A 15,841-nucleotide genomic window follows, 5' to 3' on the forward strand; every position below is an offset into this window, starting at 1 on the left:
CCACAGCGGGCAAACCGCGCAGGTCCACGCGAGCCGCCACCACCGAGACGCGGCTCGCGCGGAGGACGCGGGTCAGCGCTCGAGGGCGGTGCGGAGCTCCTCGGCACGGTGGGCGATGCGGTCGCGGCACTCGGTGGTGAGCGGCAGGTCGATCAGCGCGGTCGCCTGCAGATGGCTGAGCCCGAACTCGTCACGCAGGCGACGTACGGCGGTCGCGCGGTCGGCGGCGGCCCGCAGCACAGCGGCCACCTCGTCGCGACGCTCGAACGCGGCCAGGATGCCGTCGTAGATCTCCAGCTGGGTGTACGCGGAACGATCCGGCTCCGGCATCGTGTGCTCCGTCTTGTCACCGGTCCGGATCACCTGGCGCCACAGGGCGGGTACGGCGAGCCGGGCGCGCGTGTAGCGCCGGGTCAAGGGCTGGGCGTAGGTCATGGTCATTCGAAGTTCCCCCTAGTAATCAATCTGCCTTGGCCACCGCGTGCGGTTCGCGCGGCGGGCACTTCGTGCCGGGCGTTGTGAGCGCCTCGAAGTGCCAGGGTTCGTTGTCGTACCGGCGGCACACGCCGTACCGCCAGCCGTTCTTGTTCAGCCAGGTCATGGCGGCCGTCGGACCGATGTCCACGGCCTTGCCCTGCACATGGGCGGAGTACTTCGGCGGCAGCACCCAGCGCGTCGCCGCCTTGTACGAGCCGTACTTCTCGATCGCCTCGTTCAGCAGCCGCTGCTGTTTCGCCGCGCTGCGCCGGCCGGAGGTGATCCGGATCGTGACGCCGTCGGCCTTCGCGGCCGCGATCGCCTTCGTCAGCCGCTTCTTCAGCGTCGGCGAGAGGCCGTCGATGCTTTCCTCACGGGAGATCTTCGCGGGCTTCTTGGTGGGCTTCTGTGTCGGCTTCTTGGTGGGAGTCGTCGCGGTCCTGGGCGGAGTCGTCGGGGTCGCCGGCGTCTCCGTCGTACGGCGCGACGGCGTCGGAGTGACGAGCGTCGTCGGCGGTTCACCGATCGCGGGTGCGCCGACTGTCGACACCACGGGCGTCTTGTCCGCACCGAGGCCCAGCACGTCGGTGACCTGCCCGTGCCACAGCAGCAACGATCCGGCGACCGCACCGACCCCGACCACACCGATCACGGACAGCAACCGGGTCCGCGCCGCACCGTCCCGGCGCGGCGGCAGGTCGTCACTCATGGGGTACAGCCTTTCGGATCGGGGCGGCGGGCACATCGGTCCCAGGGACCGTTCTGATGCCCCATCTGTAGCCCCTGAGTATCAGTTCGGACGCCGAGCCTCCTCCAAAAGTTGGAGCGCGCGCCCGTCCGGGCAGATGAAGCTTTGGCGAACACAGGCTGACTACCCTGGGCGACGTGAAGAGTATCTGGCGCCGATTGTCGCAGGGGCAGCAGGATGTGCTGCTCGCTGCGGTCATCGGGCTGGTCTGGTTCGTCACGCTGAACCTCGTCAACGGCACCGGTCTGCGCCCGCACAACCCGGCGGTGTCGGTGGTGACGGGCGTGTTCCTGGTCGCCACCGTCGCGTTCGTCCGCCGGGTCCCGCGCACGATGCTCGTCACGGTCTCGTTCCTCTACCCGTTCCTGTATGCCGCGGTCGGCACCGGCCTGGCGGCGCAGCTCGGCCTGGCGATGTTCGGCCAGCCCGAGATCAGCGACGCGGCGCTGCAGTCCGAGATCCACCTGGTGCCGCTGCTCGTCGTCGGGTACCTGGCGGCGTCGGCGGGCGTCCGGCGGTTCACGTGTCTGTTCTTCACGATGGGCAGCCTGGCCGGCTTGATGATCGGGCTGCCGACCGTGGTCGCGATCGTCCTCAGCCGCGTCAACCGGGCGATCCTGTACGGCGACCGGTACCGGAGCCTCCCGCGGGACGTGCCGAGCCTGTACTCGTACATCGACGTGTCATTGTTCGTGTTCGCTGAGGCACTGATCTGCGGGATGGTGCTGCTGGGTGCGGACGCGCGCCGGCGCCGCAAGTCCGTCGCACTGCTCGAGCAGCGCAACGCCGAGCTGGTCCGGCTGCGCGCGGTCGAGGCGGAGCGGGCCGCGGTGGCCGAGCGGACCCGGATCGCCCGCGACCTGCACGACGTGATCTCGCACCACGTGAGCGCGGTCGTGATCCGGGCGCAGGCCGCGGACCGGGTGGCCGACGAGCGACCCGAGGTCCTGCGGGAGGCGATCCGCTGGATCATTGCCAGCGGCAAGGAGGCGCTGACCGCGATGCGCGAGACCGTCCGGGTGCTGAACACGGCCTCGCCGCAGATCGCCGGCGACACCGGCTCGGGCGGCGGGACCGCGCCGGTGCCGGACCTGGCCGATGTGGCGCGGATGGGTGAACGGCTGAAGGCGGTCGGGATCGACGTCACGATGGACCTTCCGCCGCGGCAGCGGCAGCTGACGTCGGCCACCGACCTGACCGCGGTGCGGATCATCCAGGAAGCACTGACCAACGTGATGGTGCACGCCAAGGCGACCGCGGCGAAGGTGACCTGGCAGAGTGGTCCGCAGGGCGAGCTGCTGACCATCGACGACAACGGGAACGGCGGGCCGCCGCCGGTGAACGTGCTGGAGACCGCGCGCCGCAACGAGAGCGGCCGCGGCAACGGACTGATCGGGATGCGGGAACGGGCCACAGCGGTCGGCGGCACGCTCGCCGTCGCGGCCGGCCCCCTGGGTGGATGGAGAGTGCAGGCATGGCTGCCGCCGCAGAAGTGAGCGAGCCGATCCGGATCCTGGTGGCCGACGACCAGGGCGTGATCCGGATGGGCCTGGCGATGATCCTGGACCACGAGCCGGACCTGACCACGGTCGCGCAGGCCGAGAACGGCGAGGAGGCGCTCCGGCTGATCGAGCAGCACGACCCGGACGTTGTCCTGATGGACATCCGGATGCCGGTGATGGACGGTCTGGTCGCCACCGAGCAGATCACCAGCGCCAACCGGGAGACCGGGCGCGCGCGGCCCGCCGTCCTGGTGCTGACGACGTTCGACGACGAGGCGTACGTGCTGGCCGCGGTCCGCGCGGGAGCGTCCGGGTTCCTGCTGAAGGACACCGACCCGGATCTTCTGGTGTCTGCCGTCCGGGCGGTGCACCGCGGCGACTCGCTCGTCGACCCGGCTTCGACCCGGGTGCTGCTGGAGCGCTGCATGGAGCTGGAGCGCCAAGTCGACGGCGGTACGGCGGTCAGCGCGCCATCGCGACCGGACGCCCGCTGGGCCGGACTGCTGTCCCAGCTGAGCGAACGGGAACGCGAGATCCTGGTCTGGATGGCCCGCGGTCTGTCGAACCGCGACCTCGCGACCAAGCTGTTCGTCAGCGAGACCACGGTCAAGACCCACGTGAGCTCGGTGCTGTCGAAGCTCGGCCTGTCCAGCCGGGTCCAGGCCGTCGTCGTCGCCTATGAAGCGGGCGTGGTCCGGCCCGGCGAGGCCGACGTGCGCTGGGACACCTAGGCGAACAGCCAGAGGCCGACCGCGGCGGCGGCGAGCAGGATCACGACGGTCACGGCTTGGCTGAGCACCGACGCCTTGCGGCGTTGCGGCAGGAAGTCCCCGGTCATGATTCCAGGGTGCGTCGCGCAGACGCCGTACCCATCGGCCGTCAGGATGGTTCCGGACTACTACCAGAGGATGACCGGTCGTTGCCAGGGGCACCCGAAAGAGCCGCCCGGCGAAGACGATCGGACAGCGCGAGGAGCGCGGCCGAGAGCTCGGGCGCGTCGAGGACCTCGAAGTCGACGTCCAGCAGCCCCAGATAGAGCGTCAGCATCTGCGGAGTGTCGGAGCCGAGCCGGATCAGACAACGGTCCGGGCCGAGCTCCTCGATCTCCACCGGCAACGGCAGCTTGGCGCGGATCTCGGCGGCCGGCCCGTGCAGCAGCACGCGGGCGACGTACCGCCAGGTCGCCGTGCCGACGCCGCGCTGCAACCTCGCGGTGACCTCGGCCTCCGGCAGCTCCCGGGGCGTGAACCGCGGACCGCCGGGGATCTTCGGCGTGATCCGGTCGGCGCGGAACGTCCGCCAGTCGTCGCGGTCCGGGTCCCAGGCGATCAGGTACCAACGGCGTCCCATGACGACCAGCCGGTGCGGCTCGACCTCGCGGCTGCTCGCGCTCCCGTCGTGGCTCGCGTAGTCGAAGCGCAGCCGGTGCTCGGAGCGGATCGCGGCCGCGATCGCGATCATCACGTCGGCGTCCACCTTCGGCCCGGTCGCCGGTACGGCGAGCGTCGCCGACTGCATCGCGCTCACCCGATGGCGCAGCCGTGGCGGCAGCACCTGCTCCAGTTTGGCCAGGGCCCGGATCGAGGTCTCGCCGATGCCCTCCACGCCTCCGTTGGCGGCCGTCCGCAGCCCGATCGCGACCGCCACCGCTTCGTCGTCGTCCAGCAGCAGCGGTGGCAGCGCGCCGCCGGCGCCCAGCCGATAGCCACCGGTGAGACCGGGCGCGGCCTCCACCGGATAGCCGAGCTGCCGCAGCCGGTCGATGTCGGTGCGGATCGTCCTGGTGCTGACGTCCAGCCGCTCGGCCAGCTCGGGACCGGTCCACAGCGCGCGGGTCTGGAGCAGGGACAGCAACCGGAGCAGACGAGCGGACGTGTTCAGCATTTCTCCAGAATGACGCACATTGCGGAAGGAAGTCTTCCGCAGTGGCTTCTACGGTCGAATCATGACGAACACACCGGAGATCCACCCGTTCCTGATCGACATCGACGACGCCGAGCTGGCCGACCTGACGTTCCGGCTCGAGCACACCCGCCGGCCGCGTCCGGTCCCGGGCGACAGCGACGACTGGAGCCGCGGTATCCCCGGCGGCTACCTGTACGACCTGGCCGAGTACTGGCGGACGTCGTACGACTGGCGGAAGGCGGAGCAGGAGCTCAACAGCTATCCGCAGTACACGACCGAGATCGACGGTCAGGTGATCCACTTCTTCCACGTCCGCTCCCCCGAGGTGGATGCGACGCCGTTGCTGATCACCCACGGCTACCCGGGGTCGGCGGTCGAGTTCCTGCGGCTGCTCGGGCCGCTGTCGGATCCGGTCGCGTACGGCGGCGACGCTGCCGACGCCTTCCACGTGGTCGTGCCGTCGCTGCCGGGGTTCGGGTTCTCGACCCCGTTGTCCGGCGGCGGCTGGGAGCTGGGGCGGACCACGGCCGCGTTCGCCGAGCTGATGACCCGGCTCGGGTACGAGCGGTTCGGCGCTCAGGGCGGCGACATCGGCGCCGGCATCACCGGGCATCTGGGCGCCACCGTGCCCGACCGGGTGATCGGCACGCACGTGAACAGCGACCGGGGGACACTCAGCCTGGCCGGCGAGTTCGTCCCGCTGCCGGACGATCTCGACGAGCAGGACCTGGCGGTCGTCCAGGAGGCCAAGGCAGTCTGGCAGGCGGGACGTGGCTACCTGGATCTGCAGAACCACACGCCGGACACGATCGCTGCCGGGCTGACCGATTCACCCGTCGCCCAGCTGGCGTGGATCGCGGAGAAGTTCCAGCTGTGGACGGATCCGGCGAAGTCGCCCGAGGAGTCGGTGGATCGGGACCAGCTGCTGACGCTGGTGAGCATCTACTGGTTCTGCCGTGCGGGTGCGAGCGCTGCCCGGTTCCTCTACGAGGCGGCGCACTCCGATCTCGGCTGGGGTGCGCAGTCGACGGTGCCGTCCGGCTGGGCGGTCTTCAACAGCAGCCCGGTGGTTCGCCGGATCGCCGATCCGGAGCGTCGCGTCGCACACTGGTCGGACTTCACCGTCGGCGGGCATTTCCCGGCGATGGAGTGCGGCGACTTGCTCGTCGAGGACGTGCGCGCCTTCTTCCGTACGCTTGCCCGATGAACGCATCGATCCGCGTGCTGAGCCGGCGGGACCTGAACCGCGCGACCCTCGAGCGTCAGCAGCTGCTGCGCCGCGAGAGCGGACCGGTCGCCGAACTGATCGAGCGGCTGGTGGGGATGCAGGCGCAGGCCCCGCTGGCCGCGTACGTCGCGCTGTGGTCGAGGCTCGAGGGCTTCGACCCGGCCGAGCTGTCCACGCTGATGACCTCACGGCAGGCCGTTCGTGCCTCGCTGTTGCGGTCCACGATCCACCTCGTCACCGCCGAGGACTGCCTGATGATGTGGCGCCTCGTGCATCCGGTCGCGGACCGCGGCCTGCGCGGCGCGTTCGGCAAGCAGCTGGCCGGCGCCGACATCGACGCGGTCGTTGCGTTCGGCACGGATCTGATGAGCCGGGAGCCGTACAGCCGCAGCCAGCTCCGGGAGGTGCTCGGCGAGCGCTGGCCGGACTGGGACGCGAACGCGATGGCGTACGCCGTCAGCTATCTGGCCGGCACCGTCCAGGTGACACCCCGCGGTGTCTGGGGTGAGACCGGTCCGGCGGCGCTGCAGACGATCGAGAGCTGGCTCGGCCGGGCGCCGATCACGAATCCGTCGATCGACGACCTGGTGCTGCGGTACCTGGCGGCGTTCGGTCCGGCGAGTGTCGCCGACGTCCAGATGTGGTCGGGGCTGACGAAGTTGCGTGAGGTCGTGGACCGGCTCCGGCCCGGGTTGCGCCTGTACGCCGACGAGGACGGGCGGGAACTGTTCGACGTACCCGACGGGCCGCTGCCGGCGGCGGACACGCCCGCGCCGATCCGGTTCCTGCCGGAGTTCGACAACCTGCTGCTGTCGCACGCGGACCGGCGGCGGGTGAATCCGTTCAAGCGGGCGGTGCCACTGCCGCCCGGCAACGGCGCCGCGATGGGCACGGTCCTGATCGACGGCGACTACGCGGCCGACTGGCGTCACCACCGCGGCGCCGACGCGACCCTGCGGGTCACCACGCACGCGCCGGTCACCCCCGCCGTACGAGACGCGATCGAGGCCGAAGCCATCGCGCTGCTCGGCCTGATCGGCAGCAAGGACACGCCGGTGGTGGTGACGTCCTAGGTCTACGTGGTGCCGAAGAACTCGGCGCGGACCTTCTTCGGGACGCACAGCGCCCAGGCGTCGATGATCAGCTCGCGGAGCTCCTCGCGGTCGAGTGCCGCGAGGCGGACCTGGATCCACTGGTAGCGCTCGTCGGAGGGGCGCGGCGGGAAGAACTTGTCGGGCTCGGCGGCGAGCGCGGCGGCCCGCTCCTCGCGGGGGAAGCCGATGCCGATCGTCTGCTCGTCGCGAGAGACCGCGAGATAGACGATCTGGCCGACGCGGAACTTGATCTGGTCGCGGACCAGCACCTCGTAGCTGCGCGGGAGGTCGGCGGTGATGTCGCGGATATCGGTGAGATCGACCACCTTCCTACGATAGAACCTCATTGCTGACAGCTGTTGTCAGTGTTTCCGTGGGTACGGTGGTCGGATGGTCGTGAGCGCAGTCGAAGGTGCCGAGGTGGTTTTCCGCCTCGGCGACACCGCGCATGCGTTCACGGGCGTCCGTCTGTGGCAGGAGCTGGGGCTCGCGGCGGAGTTGCTCGAGTTCAAACCCGTCGACTACGGCTGGGAGTTGCGGCTGCCGCGCCCCTCGGTGCACCGGATGGAGTACCTGTTCGACATCGCCGACCTCGGCATGCGGACGGACCCGACCAACCCGCGGGTGGTCGGCGGCGCGTTCGGCGACCACTCGTGGCTGCCGCTGCCCGGATACGTCGAGCCGGCCTGGATCGCCGTACCGCCGCTTCCGTCGACGCTGACGCCGCTCGCCGTCGACTCGCCGGTCGGCCCGGTCGATGTCCAGGTGTGGGCGCCGGACGGGATCGCGCCGACGTTCGAGCTGCCGCTGCTGCTGTCCCACGACGGGCCCGAGTTCGCGTCGTACGCCGGTCTGACGCACTACGCCGGCGCGATGGTCGCCTCCGGTGCGCTGCCGCCGTTCCGGCTGGCGTTGCTCCGGCCGACGTCCCGCAACCTCTGGTACGCCGCGAACCCGCAGTACGCGGAGGCGCTGACTCAGCACGTCGTACCGGCCGTGCGGGAGCAGTACGAGAGCCGGCGGCCCGTGATGATGGGCGCGAGCCTCGGGGCGCTCGCGGCGCTGCACGCGGAATGGCAGTTTCCGAACACGTTTTCCGCGTTGTTCCTGCAGTCGGGGTCGTTCTTCACGCCGCAGACCGACCCGCAGGAGTCCGGGTTCGAGTTCTACGCCGAGGTGACCGGGTTCGTCGAGCAGGTGCTGACGGCAACCACGGCGCCGAGCACCCCCAGGATCGCGATGACCGCGGGGACCACCGAGGAGAACGTGCACAACAACCGGGTGATGGCCGCCCGGCTGGCCGGACTCGGACTGGACGCGACGCTCGACGAAACTCCCGACATGCACAACTTCACAGCGTGGCGGGATGTGCTGGATCCTGATCTGACGGAGCTACTGCGACAGACCTGGGGTGGGGCTGATGGAACGGGAACAGGTCGAGCTGGAGGCGCCGGGGCTTGACCGCCGCGGCACCGTGATCCGGTACGGCCACTACGGCCGGCCGGTCCTGGTCTTCCCGAGCGAGCAGGGACGCGCCTGGGACTACGAGAACAACGGCATGGTCGACGCGGTCGCCCCGCTGATCGAGGCGGGCCGGGTGAAGCTGTACTGCGTCGACTCCTACGACCACGTGAGCTGGTCGGACCGCAGCATCCAGCTCGAGGACCGGGCCCGCCGGCACGAGCTGTACGAGTCCTGGATCGTCGACCAGGTGGTGCCGACGATCGGATCGGACTCACCGGGCGTCAGCGACATCATCACCACCGGCTGCAGCCTGGGCGCGTTCCACGCCCTGAACTTCGCGTTCAAGCGCGCCGACCTGTTCCCGATCGCGATCTGCCAGTCGGGCAACTACGACGCGGCCAGTTGGCACGCGTGGGGCGAGCGCGGCGACGCGACGTACTTCAACAACCCGGCCGACTACCTGCCCAACCTGTCCGGCGACCACCTGGAGTGGCTGCGGAGCCGGCTGTTCATCCTGCTCACCGTCGGCCAGGGCGACTGGGAGACGCACCCGACCGGCTCCCTGCCGTCGGCCCGCGCCACGGCCGCCGTACTGAAGGACAAAGGCATCCCGCATGAGCTGGACCTGTGGGGGTACGACGTAGCACACGACTGGCCCTGGTGGCGGCAGCAGATCGCCCACCATCTGCCCCGATTCTGCTGAGGAGACTCACGTGAGTGATCGTTCGCGTCATCTGATCGGGTTGTTGCTCGGGGCCGAGGAGGACTGGCCGCAGGCGTTCGAGGCGCTGCTGCAGCGGGTCGGGCCGGTGACGATCGACGGGCGCGAGCACGAGTTCGGGTCCCGCCGGCTGACCATCGAGCCGTTCGACCTGAACGACCCGGTCCGGGTCGGGCTGGTGATCGACCGGCTCGCGTACTGGTACTACCACCCGCGCGAGTGGCTGAAGAAGGCCGCGCTGATGAACGGCACCTACCTGCTGAACTCGCCGTTCACGTTCCAGTCGATGGAGAAGCACTCGGCGTACTGCGCGATGCTCCGGCTCGGGCTGAAGATCCCGCGGACCGTGCTGGTGCCGTACAAGAACCCGGTCGACAACGTGCGCTGGGCGTACACGTCGGCGACGTACAACCGGCCCTTCGACCTGGACGCGATCGCCGAGGACCTCGGGTACCCGCTGTACATGAAGCCGTTCGACGGCGGCGGCTGGCGCGGCGTGTCCCGGATCAACAACAAGGTCGACCTGCACCAGGCCTACGACCAGTCCGGCGAGATGCTGATGCACCTGCAGGCCACCATCGAGTACGACAAGTTCGCGCGGGCGCTGTCGATCGGCGCCGAGACGATGGTGATGGACTTCCGGCCGGACGAGCCGATGCACAACCGGTACGCCGTCTCGCACGACTTCCTCAGCCCGTCCGCCGGCCACGAGGCGGTCGCGATCAGCCGGATCGTGAACGCGTTCTTCGGCTGGGAGTTCAACTCCTGCGAGATGCTCGTCAAGGGCGACGCCGTGCACCCGATCGACTATGCCAACGCCTGCCCCGACGTCGCGGTCACGTCCCTGCATTACTACTTCCCGTGGGCGCTGAGCGCGCTGGTGAAGTGGTCGGTCTTCTGCCTGGCGACCGGTCGCCGCTCGTCGGTGGACCTGCACACCGAGCGGTACTTCGAGATCGCGGACGACGAGTCGCTCGACTACGAGGCCAAGCTGAACGGGTACCTCGCACTCGCCGACGAGCACTTCGAAACCGCGAAGTACCACGAATGGTGCGCCTCGCACCTGGGCGACTTCGACCTGCGGGTCCGGGACTGGGTGGCCGGCCCGGACTTCGACCGCCTGCTCCGCGAGACCGTCACCGCGACCTACCCGACCCACGAACACGAGAAGTTCTTCGCCCACTTCAAGGGCCTCACCAACCTCTGGCTGGCCGACCAGAACGGCTGACGGCAACTCTCCTGAGGGCCGCTGATCACCCCGCGGTCCTCCAGCCGCTTCACCCGGCGCAGGCTCAGCGTCGGCAAACACAGAGCGCCGCTGAAGGCGGTGAGCTGGAAGAGCATCCAGGTCGGCCCGGTCGCGATCACCGCGTCGTTCCTGCTCGCCGCCATGGGCTGTTCAGTTGCGGAGCCGACTCAGGTGCCGGAGCCGACGATCGCGGTGACTCGGATCTCCACGCGCATCTCGGCGAGGCCCAGGACGGTGACGCCGGTCTCGGTCCAGATCGGTGCGCGTCCGCCGAGACGCCGGCGGAACTGTTCGGCCATCACCTTGTTGTGGTCGTCACCGATGACGTCCTCTCCGGGCGCCACCTTGTGGTACGAGTTGACGTGGATGACGTCCTTCCAGGTCGCGCCGACCGTCGCGAGCGTGCGCTCCACGTTGTCGAACGCCTGGACGATCTCGTCCTCCAGAGAATCCGGGACGACCAGGTCGTCGTTGACCCCGGCCTGACCGGAGATCTCGACGCGGTCGCCGACGCGGACGGCGCTGCTGTAGCCGAGGGCCTGGTTGAGCTTCTCGCCGTACCCCGGGGTGACACCGAATGTGACAGTGCTCATGCTGCTTCTGCTTCCTGTTCAGAGGGCCGTGTTGTGCGCTTGAATGAGTTCACGCCTGAACTTCGATAACTTCACACTTGAAGCGATCCTAGCGTTGGTTACTTCAAGCATGAAGTGATCGATGGTATTCCCGGAGGTGGCAACAGGTCATGAGCAGTACGGCAGCATCCGTGAAGGGCACCTGCGGACACGATGACGACCGGGAGCTGCGGTGGCTCGACGTGCAGGAGAAGGCGGCCTGGACAGGGCTGATCTCCATCGTCCTGCTGCTGCCCGGCAAGCTGGAGTCACCGCTGCGGCAGGAGCACGGACTCACGCTCTTCGAGTACCTCGTACTCAGCCACCTCTCGGAGGCCTCGGATCGCAAACTGCGGATGGGCGAGCTCGCCTTCCTCGCCAGCGGGTCACTCTCCCGCCTGTCCAACGTCGTTAAACGCTGTGAACAGCGCGGCTGGATCATCCGCACCCCCGACCCCACCGACGGTCGCTACACCCTCGCCGAAGTCACCGACGCCGGCTTCGCACTCGTCCAGGCAGCAGCGCCGACGCATCTGCGGTCGGTACGGCGTACTGTCCTCGACTCGCTGAGCGCGACCGACCAGAAGGCGCTCACCCGGATCGCGGAGAAGCTCCGGATCGTCCCGGCCGACTTCGGGTGATCCGGTGCGCGGGGCGCGCCGTACGGGATGTCTAGGCTGGGCTCGTGCGAGATGCGGAGGTACCGGCGTGGTGGCGGCGGCTCGGGCTGGACGGGCTGGTGGACGTGCATGTGCACTTCCTGCCGGACCGGGTGCTGAACGCGGTCTGGGCGTACTTCGACCAGGCGTCGTCGCACTACGGGTCGGAGTGGCCGATCACCTACCGGACCTCGGTGGAGGAGCGGCTGAAAACACTGGATTCGCTGGGGGTGCGCGCGTTTCCGGCGCTCGTCTATCCGCACAAGCCCGGAATGGCGGCCTCGTTGAACGCGTGGGCGCGGGACTTCGCGGCCGTGACACCTGGCTGTGTGCCGAGCGGGACGTTCTTCCCTGAGCCCTCCGCGGCCGACTATGTGCGCACGGCTCTGGAGTCGGGGACGCGGATCTTCAAGGTCCACGTCCAGGTCGGCGACTACGACCCGCGCTCCGGCGAACTCGACGACGTGTGGGGCCAACTGGCCGAGGCCGGCGTACCCGTCGTCGTCCACTGCGGCTCCGGTCCGATCCCGGGCCGGCACACCGGCCCGGGGCCGATGGGCGAGGTCCTGCGGCGGCACCCAAGGCTGACCGCGGTCATCGCCCACCTCGGCATGCCGGAGTACGCCGAGCACCTGGCGCTCACGTCGTACCCGAACGTCCACCTGGACACCACCATGGCCCTGACCCCCTTCACCGAAGCGATGATGCCCTTCCCCCGCGACCTGATCCCCCGCCTGGCCGACCTCCAGGACCGCATCGTCCTCGGCTCCGACTTCCCCAACATCCCCTACGAGTACGCCGTCCAACTCGCCTCACTCGAGGCTCTCGCATTGGGCGACGACTGGCTGCGCGCGGTTTGCTACGAGAACGGGGCCCGCCTCCTGGGTTGCCAATAGGAACTGGGTCATCAGGGGCAGTGGCCGTGGGTCCACGGACAGATCTCCGGCTGAAAGTCGCGGCCGGCGAGACGTTCCTTTGCCCAGCCGATGGTGGTGGCCTGCCATCCCAGAGCGAGCCATCTGGCGAGCACCAGCACGGACACGTGGCTGGCGCGGCCAGCCTGCAGCGCCAGAGCCGCGGATGTGACGTGCCCCCCACTTGTCCATGTGTCGTCGATGAGGAGCACATGGTGGCCTTCGGCAGAGTTGTCGGAGACGGCGAAATGGTCGGCGTCGATCGCGCGGGGGCTGGTCGCGAGCGGATTCGCAGTCAACACGACCTCCTGGGCTCCCACGCGGGTCAATTGACTCACCATCTCGTTGAGCGGGTGAACAGCCGGGTGGCGTTTCGGGGGAAGGGAGGGAACAGTCGCCCAGGCCGAGATGGGAACACCGAGTAGTCGGCCCGGGCACGCAACGTGTCCGACGAGGCCGAGCGCGGCGAGAAGCGCTACGGTCTGCCAGTGGCTTCCCTTCGGGATCGCGGGGTTCTTGTACCCGCGCATCACGTGGCCGGACTGCGTGATCGGGTCGAGATACCCGGCATACGTCATGAACCCGAGCAGATCCGGCCCACCGTGGACAGTCGCCGCGTACCGACAGTCGGGGCAGAGAGGTCCTGGGATCGTCGGGTCAGGCAGCGTGAACAAGTCCCTGCTCCACCAGGATTCCGGAGAAATCCACCGGCGGTTGCTACGAGCGCACGCTGAACCTGCTTGACACGCGGGTCGGTCACAGACCGGCGCCTGCCAGGTCGTCCAAGAGTCTGTCGACCTTGTCCTCGCGATCGAGTGCGCGGCGTACGTGGTCCATAACTTCAACCATGCCGCCCGCGACGAGAACCCCCGGCCGCCCGACCAAGTTCCTCGCCCATTCGTTCGCCGCAACCACCTGATCGGTCAGGACCACAGGGCGCCCGTGCTCGACCGCCATGCGTGCCTGAGCGCGAGCGCCGCTCTGTTCACCGGCCTCCACGACCACCGTGGCGCGACCGTATCCGGACATGACGGCGTTCCGCATCAGGAAGTTGTGCTTCTGCGGTGGCGCCTCAGGCCAAAACTGCGAGAGAACCAGGCCGCGCTGCTCGATCTCGAGTTGGAGGGCACGATTGGCAGCCGGGTATTGCTGGGCGATACCGGTGCCGATGATCGCCACTGTCCGGCCGCCGGCCTCCAGCGCAGCGGTGTGCGCGGCCGCATCGATCCCTGCAGCAAGGCCGGAGAGTACGGTGATGCCCTCACCGGCGAGAGCGGATGCGATCGAGCCGGCGATGTCGAGACCGCGCGCAGTTGCCCTGCGGGATCCCACGACCGCGATCGCGGGATCATCCGGCAGAAGTGTCCCAGCAGCGAACAGGAACGGGGGCGCCTGATGGATCTCGCGCAGCCGAGTCGGGTACGAGTCATCGAGGATGCCGACCATCTGGCGTCCTGCCGCGATCCATGCGTTCACGTCCCGTGTCGCCAACTCGAACTCCGCGGCCAGCGAAGGGTCGGGGACCAGAGCATCCGCAGTCTCTTCGTGCCACATCGCGCGGGCACTTCCACGCTCCAGAACCCGCTCGGTCACGGTCGCCCACCGCTCACCCTTGGCAAGGGTGCGGAGCAACGCGACAAGTGCGATGTGCTCCTCAGCTGCCCCTGTCATACGGCCAGCGTAGGCCAGCCGCCACTGTGGAGTCTGCACTCCCCACCTCCCTGCCTGTCGTGTACAAGGAATCTCCCACCGTCCACCGACAGTTCAGGGTGATCGTCGCTGGGTCGTGAATCGCGTACGGCTGGTTCTTGATCGACGGGTCCGGGTGAGGACGTAGGCGGTCGGGGCGGCGCCGTTGTACCTGAGCAGGCGGTCCCGGACGAGCTTCAACGCTTTCTGTTGCTCGATCGCGGCGCGGAGCAGACGCTTGTCCTCAGTGAGTACTACCGCGCGGCCGTCAGTCGTAAGCACTCGGGCGATCTCCTCGAGTGCGGCTGGATAGAGGATGCGGTTGGCTCGATGACTGCCGACCTGCTTGCCGAACGGGAGGTTCGCGACGACGCGGTCGACGGTGCGGGGGGCAAGCGGGAGCGCTGTCGCGGCCGCGAGCGCCAGGGAGCCGTGTGCACCGTTGCGGGCCGCGATCACGAGTGCCCGCGGGTCGTGGTCTGTCCCGACGACACTCGCGCACGGCTCACGACGCCGTACGGCCCGCAGCATCGTCCCGGTGCCGCAGAACGGGTCCAGGACGCGATCGCCGGGCCGAATCTTGGCCAGGCGAACGAGGACCTCGGCGACGATCAAATTGGTTGACCAGGGCAACCGCTCCGGCCGCCCGAGCCGTTGCCCGATCCCCGCCACCACCTGCCCGCGGTCGGCAGCAGCCGTCGAGAACAGGCCGCAGTCGGCGAGTTCGTCGAACGGTCCGTCGACCGCGCACTCCACGGTGGTGACCGACGTCTGACGGATCGATCGGATCATACGCATGGCCCGGAGTTCCTCGACGAGGAGGTCGGCTGCGCCGTCGATGGTGTGCAGGACAAGGTGCTCGGTGCTGCAGGACAACGTGTCTCCTGAAGGCTCGCGATCGACAGAACGGTCGAAGCGCGGCGCAGGCACGTCACAGCAGGCCGACTCCCGCAGAGCCCGCCGACGTACCTACACCTTCAGGAACGCTGCATCGCTCGGCACTGTAATCCACGCGCCGGGCGAGTTCATCCGCTTTTAGGATGCTGGCGTGAGGGTTGAGGAGCGGGTAGCGGACGACGTCGAGCTGGGGGTGCTCCTGGCGGGGGCGTTTGCTGAGCTTGTTGGGCGGTATGGGGCCGAGGGGCGGTCGCAGGTCAAGGGTGGGGCGCGGTACTTCGTGGTGCTCGACGACGAGCGCCGTGCCGTCGGATGCGGCGCCGTGCAGGTTTTCGGCGCGGACACCGAGCACCCCGGCGACGCCGAGGTGAAGCGGATGTACGTCGCCCCGGGAGCCCGTGGACGCGGATACGCCCGCGCCCTCCTGGCCGGTCTGGAGGAGGCGGCGCGCGCGGCCGGGCACCCCACTCTCCGTCTCACCACCGGCCACCTCCAGCCGGAGGCGATTGCGCTGTACGAATCGAGCGGCTACACCCCCACCGAGCCTTGGGGAAAGTACGTAAGCCAGCCCGGAACCCACTGCTACGCAAAGGAAATCCGGTAGAACCGGGCGGTGACGGGACGCCCGTTGGTCGACCGGAACGAGCGAGGACTTCTGGGGAACTCGCCGGCGCGCGTGTTCC

18 protein-coding genes are annotated in these 15,841 nt (G+C 68.9%); 10 read left to right on the forward strand and 8 right to left on the reverse strand.

Annotation, left to right across the window (positions count from 1 at the left end):
• Positions 1 to 72 precede the first annotated feature (72 nt).
• Complete coding sequence (locus tag ACWEOO_RS06315) at positions 73 to 441, reverse strand: hypothetical protein (protein ID WP_452142082.1); 369 nt, start codon at positions 439 to 441, stop codon at positions 73 to 75.
• Positions 442 to 460: 19 nt separating this feature from the next.
• Positions 461 to 1,186 carry a M15 family metallopeptidase gene (locus ACWEOO_RS06320; protein WP_452142083.1) on the reverse strand — a complete coding sequence of 242 codons (726 nt, stop codon included), beginning with the start codon at positions 1,184 to 1,186 and terminating at the stop codon, positions 461 to 463.
• A gap of 176 nt (positions 1,187 to 1,362) precedes the next feature.
• Between ACWEOO_RS06320 and ACWEOO_RS06325 the strand changes: the two genes are divergently transcribed.
• Positions 1,363 to 2,721: a sensor histidine kinase gene (locus tag ACWEOO_RS06325; protein ID WP_452142084.1), complete on the forward strand. Its 1,359-nt coding sequence runs from the start codon at positions 1,363 to 1,365 to the stop codon at positions 2,719 to 2,721.
• Positions 2,718 to 3,458, forward strand: coding sequence for a response regulator (locus ACWEOO_RS06330; protein ID WP_452142338.1), 741 nt, complete (start codon positions 2,718 to 2,720; stop codon positions 3,456 to 3,458). Before ACWEOO_RS06325 ends, ACWEOO_RS06330 begins: the two co-directional genes overlap by 4 nt.
• Positions 3,459 to 3,606: 148 nt before the next feature.
• Here ACWEOO_RS06330 and ACWEOO_RS06335 read toward each other — a convergent pair whose 3' ends face one another.
• Positions 3,607 to 4,611 carry a helix-turn-helix transcriptional regulator gene (locus tag ACWEOO_RS06335; protein WP_452142085.1) on the reverse strand — a complete coding sequence of 335 codons (1,005 nt, stop codon included), beginning with the start codon at positions 4,609 to 4,611 and terminating at the stop codon, positions 3,607 to 3,609.
• Between the two features lie 61 nt (positions 4,612 to 4,672).
• Here ACWEOO_RS06335 and ACWEOO_RS06340 point away from each other — a divergent pair, with 61 nt between their 5' ends.
• Entirely contained in the window at positions 4,673 to 5,839 is a 1,167-nt protein-coding gene (locus ACWEOO_RS06340; RefSeq protein ID WP_452142086.1) for an epoxide hydrolase family protein, read from the forward strand.
• On the forward strand, positions 5,836 to 6,933 hold the full coding sequence (locus ACWEOO_RS06345) for a winged helix DNA-binding domain-containing protein (protein WP_452142087.1): 1,098 nt from the start codon (positions 5,836 to 5,838) through the stop codon (positions 6,931 to 6,933). The genes ACWEOO_RS06340 and ACWEOO_RS06345 overlap by 4 nt, the downstream gene beginning before the upstream one ends.
• 2 nt (positions 6,934 to 6,935) lie before the next feature.
• Here the strand turns inward: ACWEOO_RS06345 and ACWEOO_RS06350 are convergent, their stop codons facing one another.
• Positions 6,936 to 7,280 (reverse strand): MmcQ/YjbR family DNA-binding protein, encoded by a 345-nt coding sequence (locus tag ACWEOO_RS06350; protein ID WP_452142088.1) that lies wholly within the window; start codon positions 7,278 to 7,280, stop codon positions 6,936 to 6,938.
• Between the two features lie 64 nt (positions 7,281 to 7,344).
• On the opposite strand from ACWEOO_RS06350, the gene ACWEOO_RS06355 reads away from it, so the two are divergent.
• The 3 genes from ACWEOO_RS06355 to ACWEOO_RS06365 are packed head-to-tail and all read left to right on the forward strand — an operon-like array spanning position 7,345 to position 10,367.
• Positions 7,345 to 8,415 (forward strand): alpha/beta hydrolase, encoded by a 1,071-nt coding sequence (locus tag ACWEOO_RS06355; RefSeq protein WP_452142089.1) that lies wholly within the window; start codon positions 7,345 to 7,347, stop codon positions 8,413 to 8,415.
• Positions 8,375 to 9,121 (forward strand): esterase family protein, encoded by a 747-nt coding sequence (locus ACWEOO_RS06360; protein ID WP_452142090.1) that lies wholly within the window; start codon positions 8,375 to 8,377, stop codon positions 9,119 to 9,121. Before ACWEOO_RS06355 ends, ACWEOO_RS06360 begins: the two co-directional genes overlap by 41 nt.
• Before the next feature lie 10 nt (positions 9,122 to 9,131).
• A complete protein-coding gene (locus ACWEOO_RS06365; RefSeq protein WP_452142091.1) occupies positions 9,132 to 10,367 on the forward strand; it encodes an ATP-grasp domain-containing protein in 1,236 nt (411 codons plus the stop codon).
• A gap of 188 nt (positions 10,368 to 10,555) precedes the next feature.
• On the opposite strand, the gene ACWEOO_RS06370 is transcribed toward ACWEOO_RS06365, so the two are convergent.
• On the reverse strand, positions 10,556 to 10,981 hold the full coding sequence (locus ACWEOO_RS06370) for a Rid family hydrolase (RefSeq protein WP_452142092.1): 426 nt from the start codon (positions 10,979 to 10,981) through the stop codon (positions 10,556 to 10,558).
• 149 nt (positions 10,982 to 11,130) lie between these two features.
• On the opposite strand from ACWEOO_RS06370, the gene ACWEOO_RS06375 reads away from it, so the two are divergent.
• A complete protein-coding gene (locus ACWEOO_RS06375) occupies positions 11,131 to 11,640 on the forward strand; it encodes a MarR family winged helix-turn-helix transcriptional regulator (protein ID WP_452142093.1) in 510 nt (169 codons plus the stop codon).
• Between the two features lie 44 nt (positions 11,641 to 11,684).
• Positions 11,685 to 12,554: an amidohydrolase family protein gene (locus ACWEOO_RS06380; RefSeq protein WP_452142094.1), complete on the forward strand. Its 870-nt coding sequence runs from the start codon at positions 11,685 to 11,687 to the stop codon at positions 12,552 to 12,554.
• 11 nt (positions 12,555 to 12,565) lie between these two features.
• On the opposite strand, the gene ACWEOO_RS06385 is transcribed toward ACWEOO_RS06380, so the two are convergent.
• The 3 genes from ACWEOO_RS06385 to ACWEOO_RS06395 form a co-directional block, all read right to left on the reverse strand.
• Positions 12,566 to 13,150, reverse strand: a complete 585-nt coding sequence (locus tag ACWEOO_RS06385; protein ID WP_452142095.1) for a hypothetical protein — start codon at positions 13,148 to 13,150, stop codon at positions 12,566 to 12,568.
• 178 nt (positions 13,151 to 13,328) lie between these two features.
• Entirely contained in the window at positions 13,329 to 14,165 is an 837-nt protein-coding gene (locus ACWEOO_RS06390) for a DNA-processing protein DprA (RefSeq protein WP_452142096.1), read from the reverse strand.
• A 171-nt stretch (positions 14,166 to 14,336) separates the two neighbouring features.
• Positions 14,337 to 15,059: a TRM11 family SAM-dependent methyltransferase gene (locus tag ACWEOO_RS06395; RefSeq protein WP_452142097.1), complete on the reverse strand. Its 723-nt coding sequence runs from the start codon at positions 15,057 to 15,059 to the stop codon at positions 14,337 to 14,339.
• Between the two features lie 250 nt (positions 15,060 to 15,309).
• Between ACWEOO_RS06395 and ACWEOO_RS06400 the strand changes: the two genes are divergently transcribed.
• Positions 15,310 to 15,762, forward strand: a complete 453-nt coding sequence (locus tag ACWEOO_RS06400; protein ID WP_452142098.1) for a GNAT family N-acetyltransferase — start codon at positions 15,310 to 15,312, stop codon at positions 15,760 to 15,762.
• The last annotated feature ends 79 nt before the right edge of the window (positions 15,763 to 15,841 follow it).

This window comes from Kribbella sp. NPDC004138 (assembly GCF_053603655.1).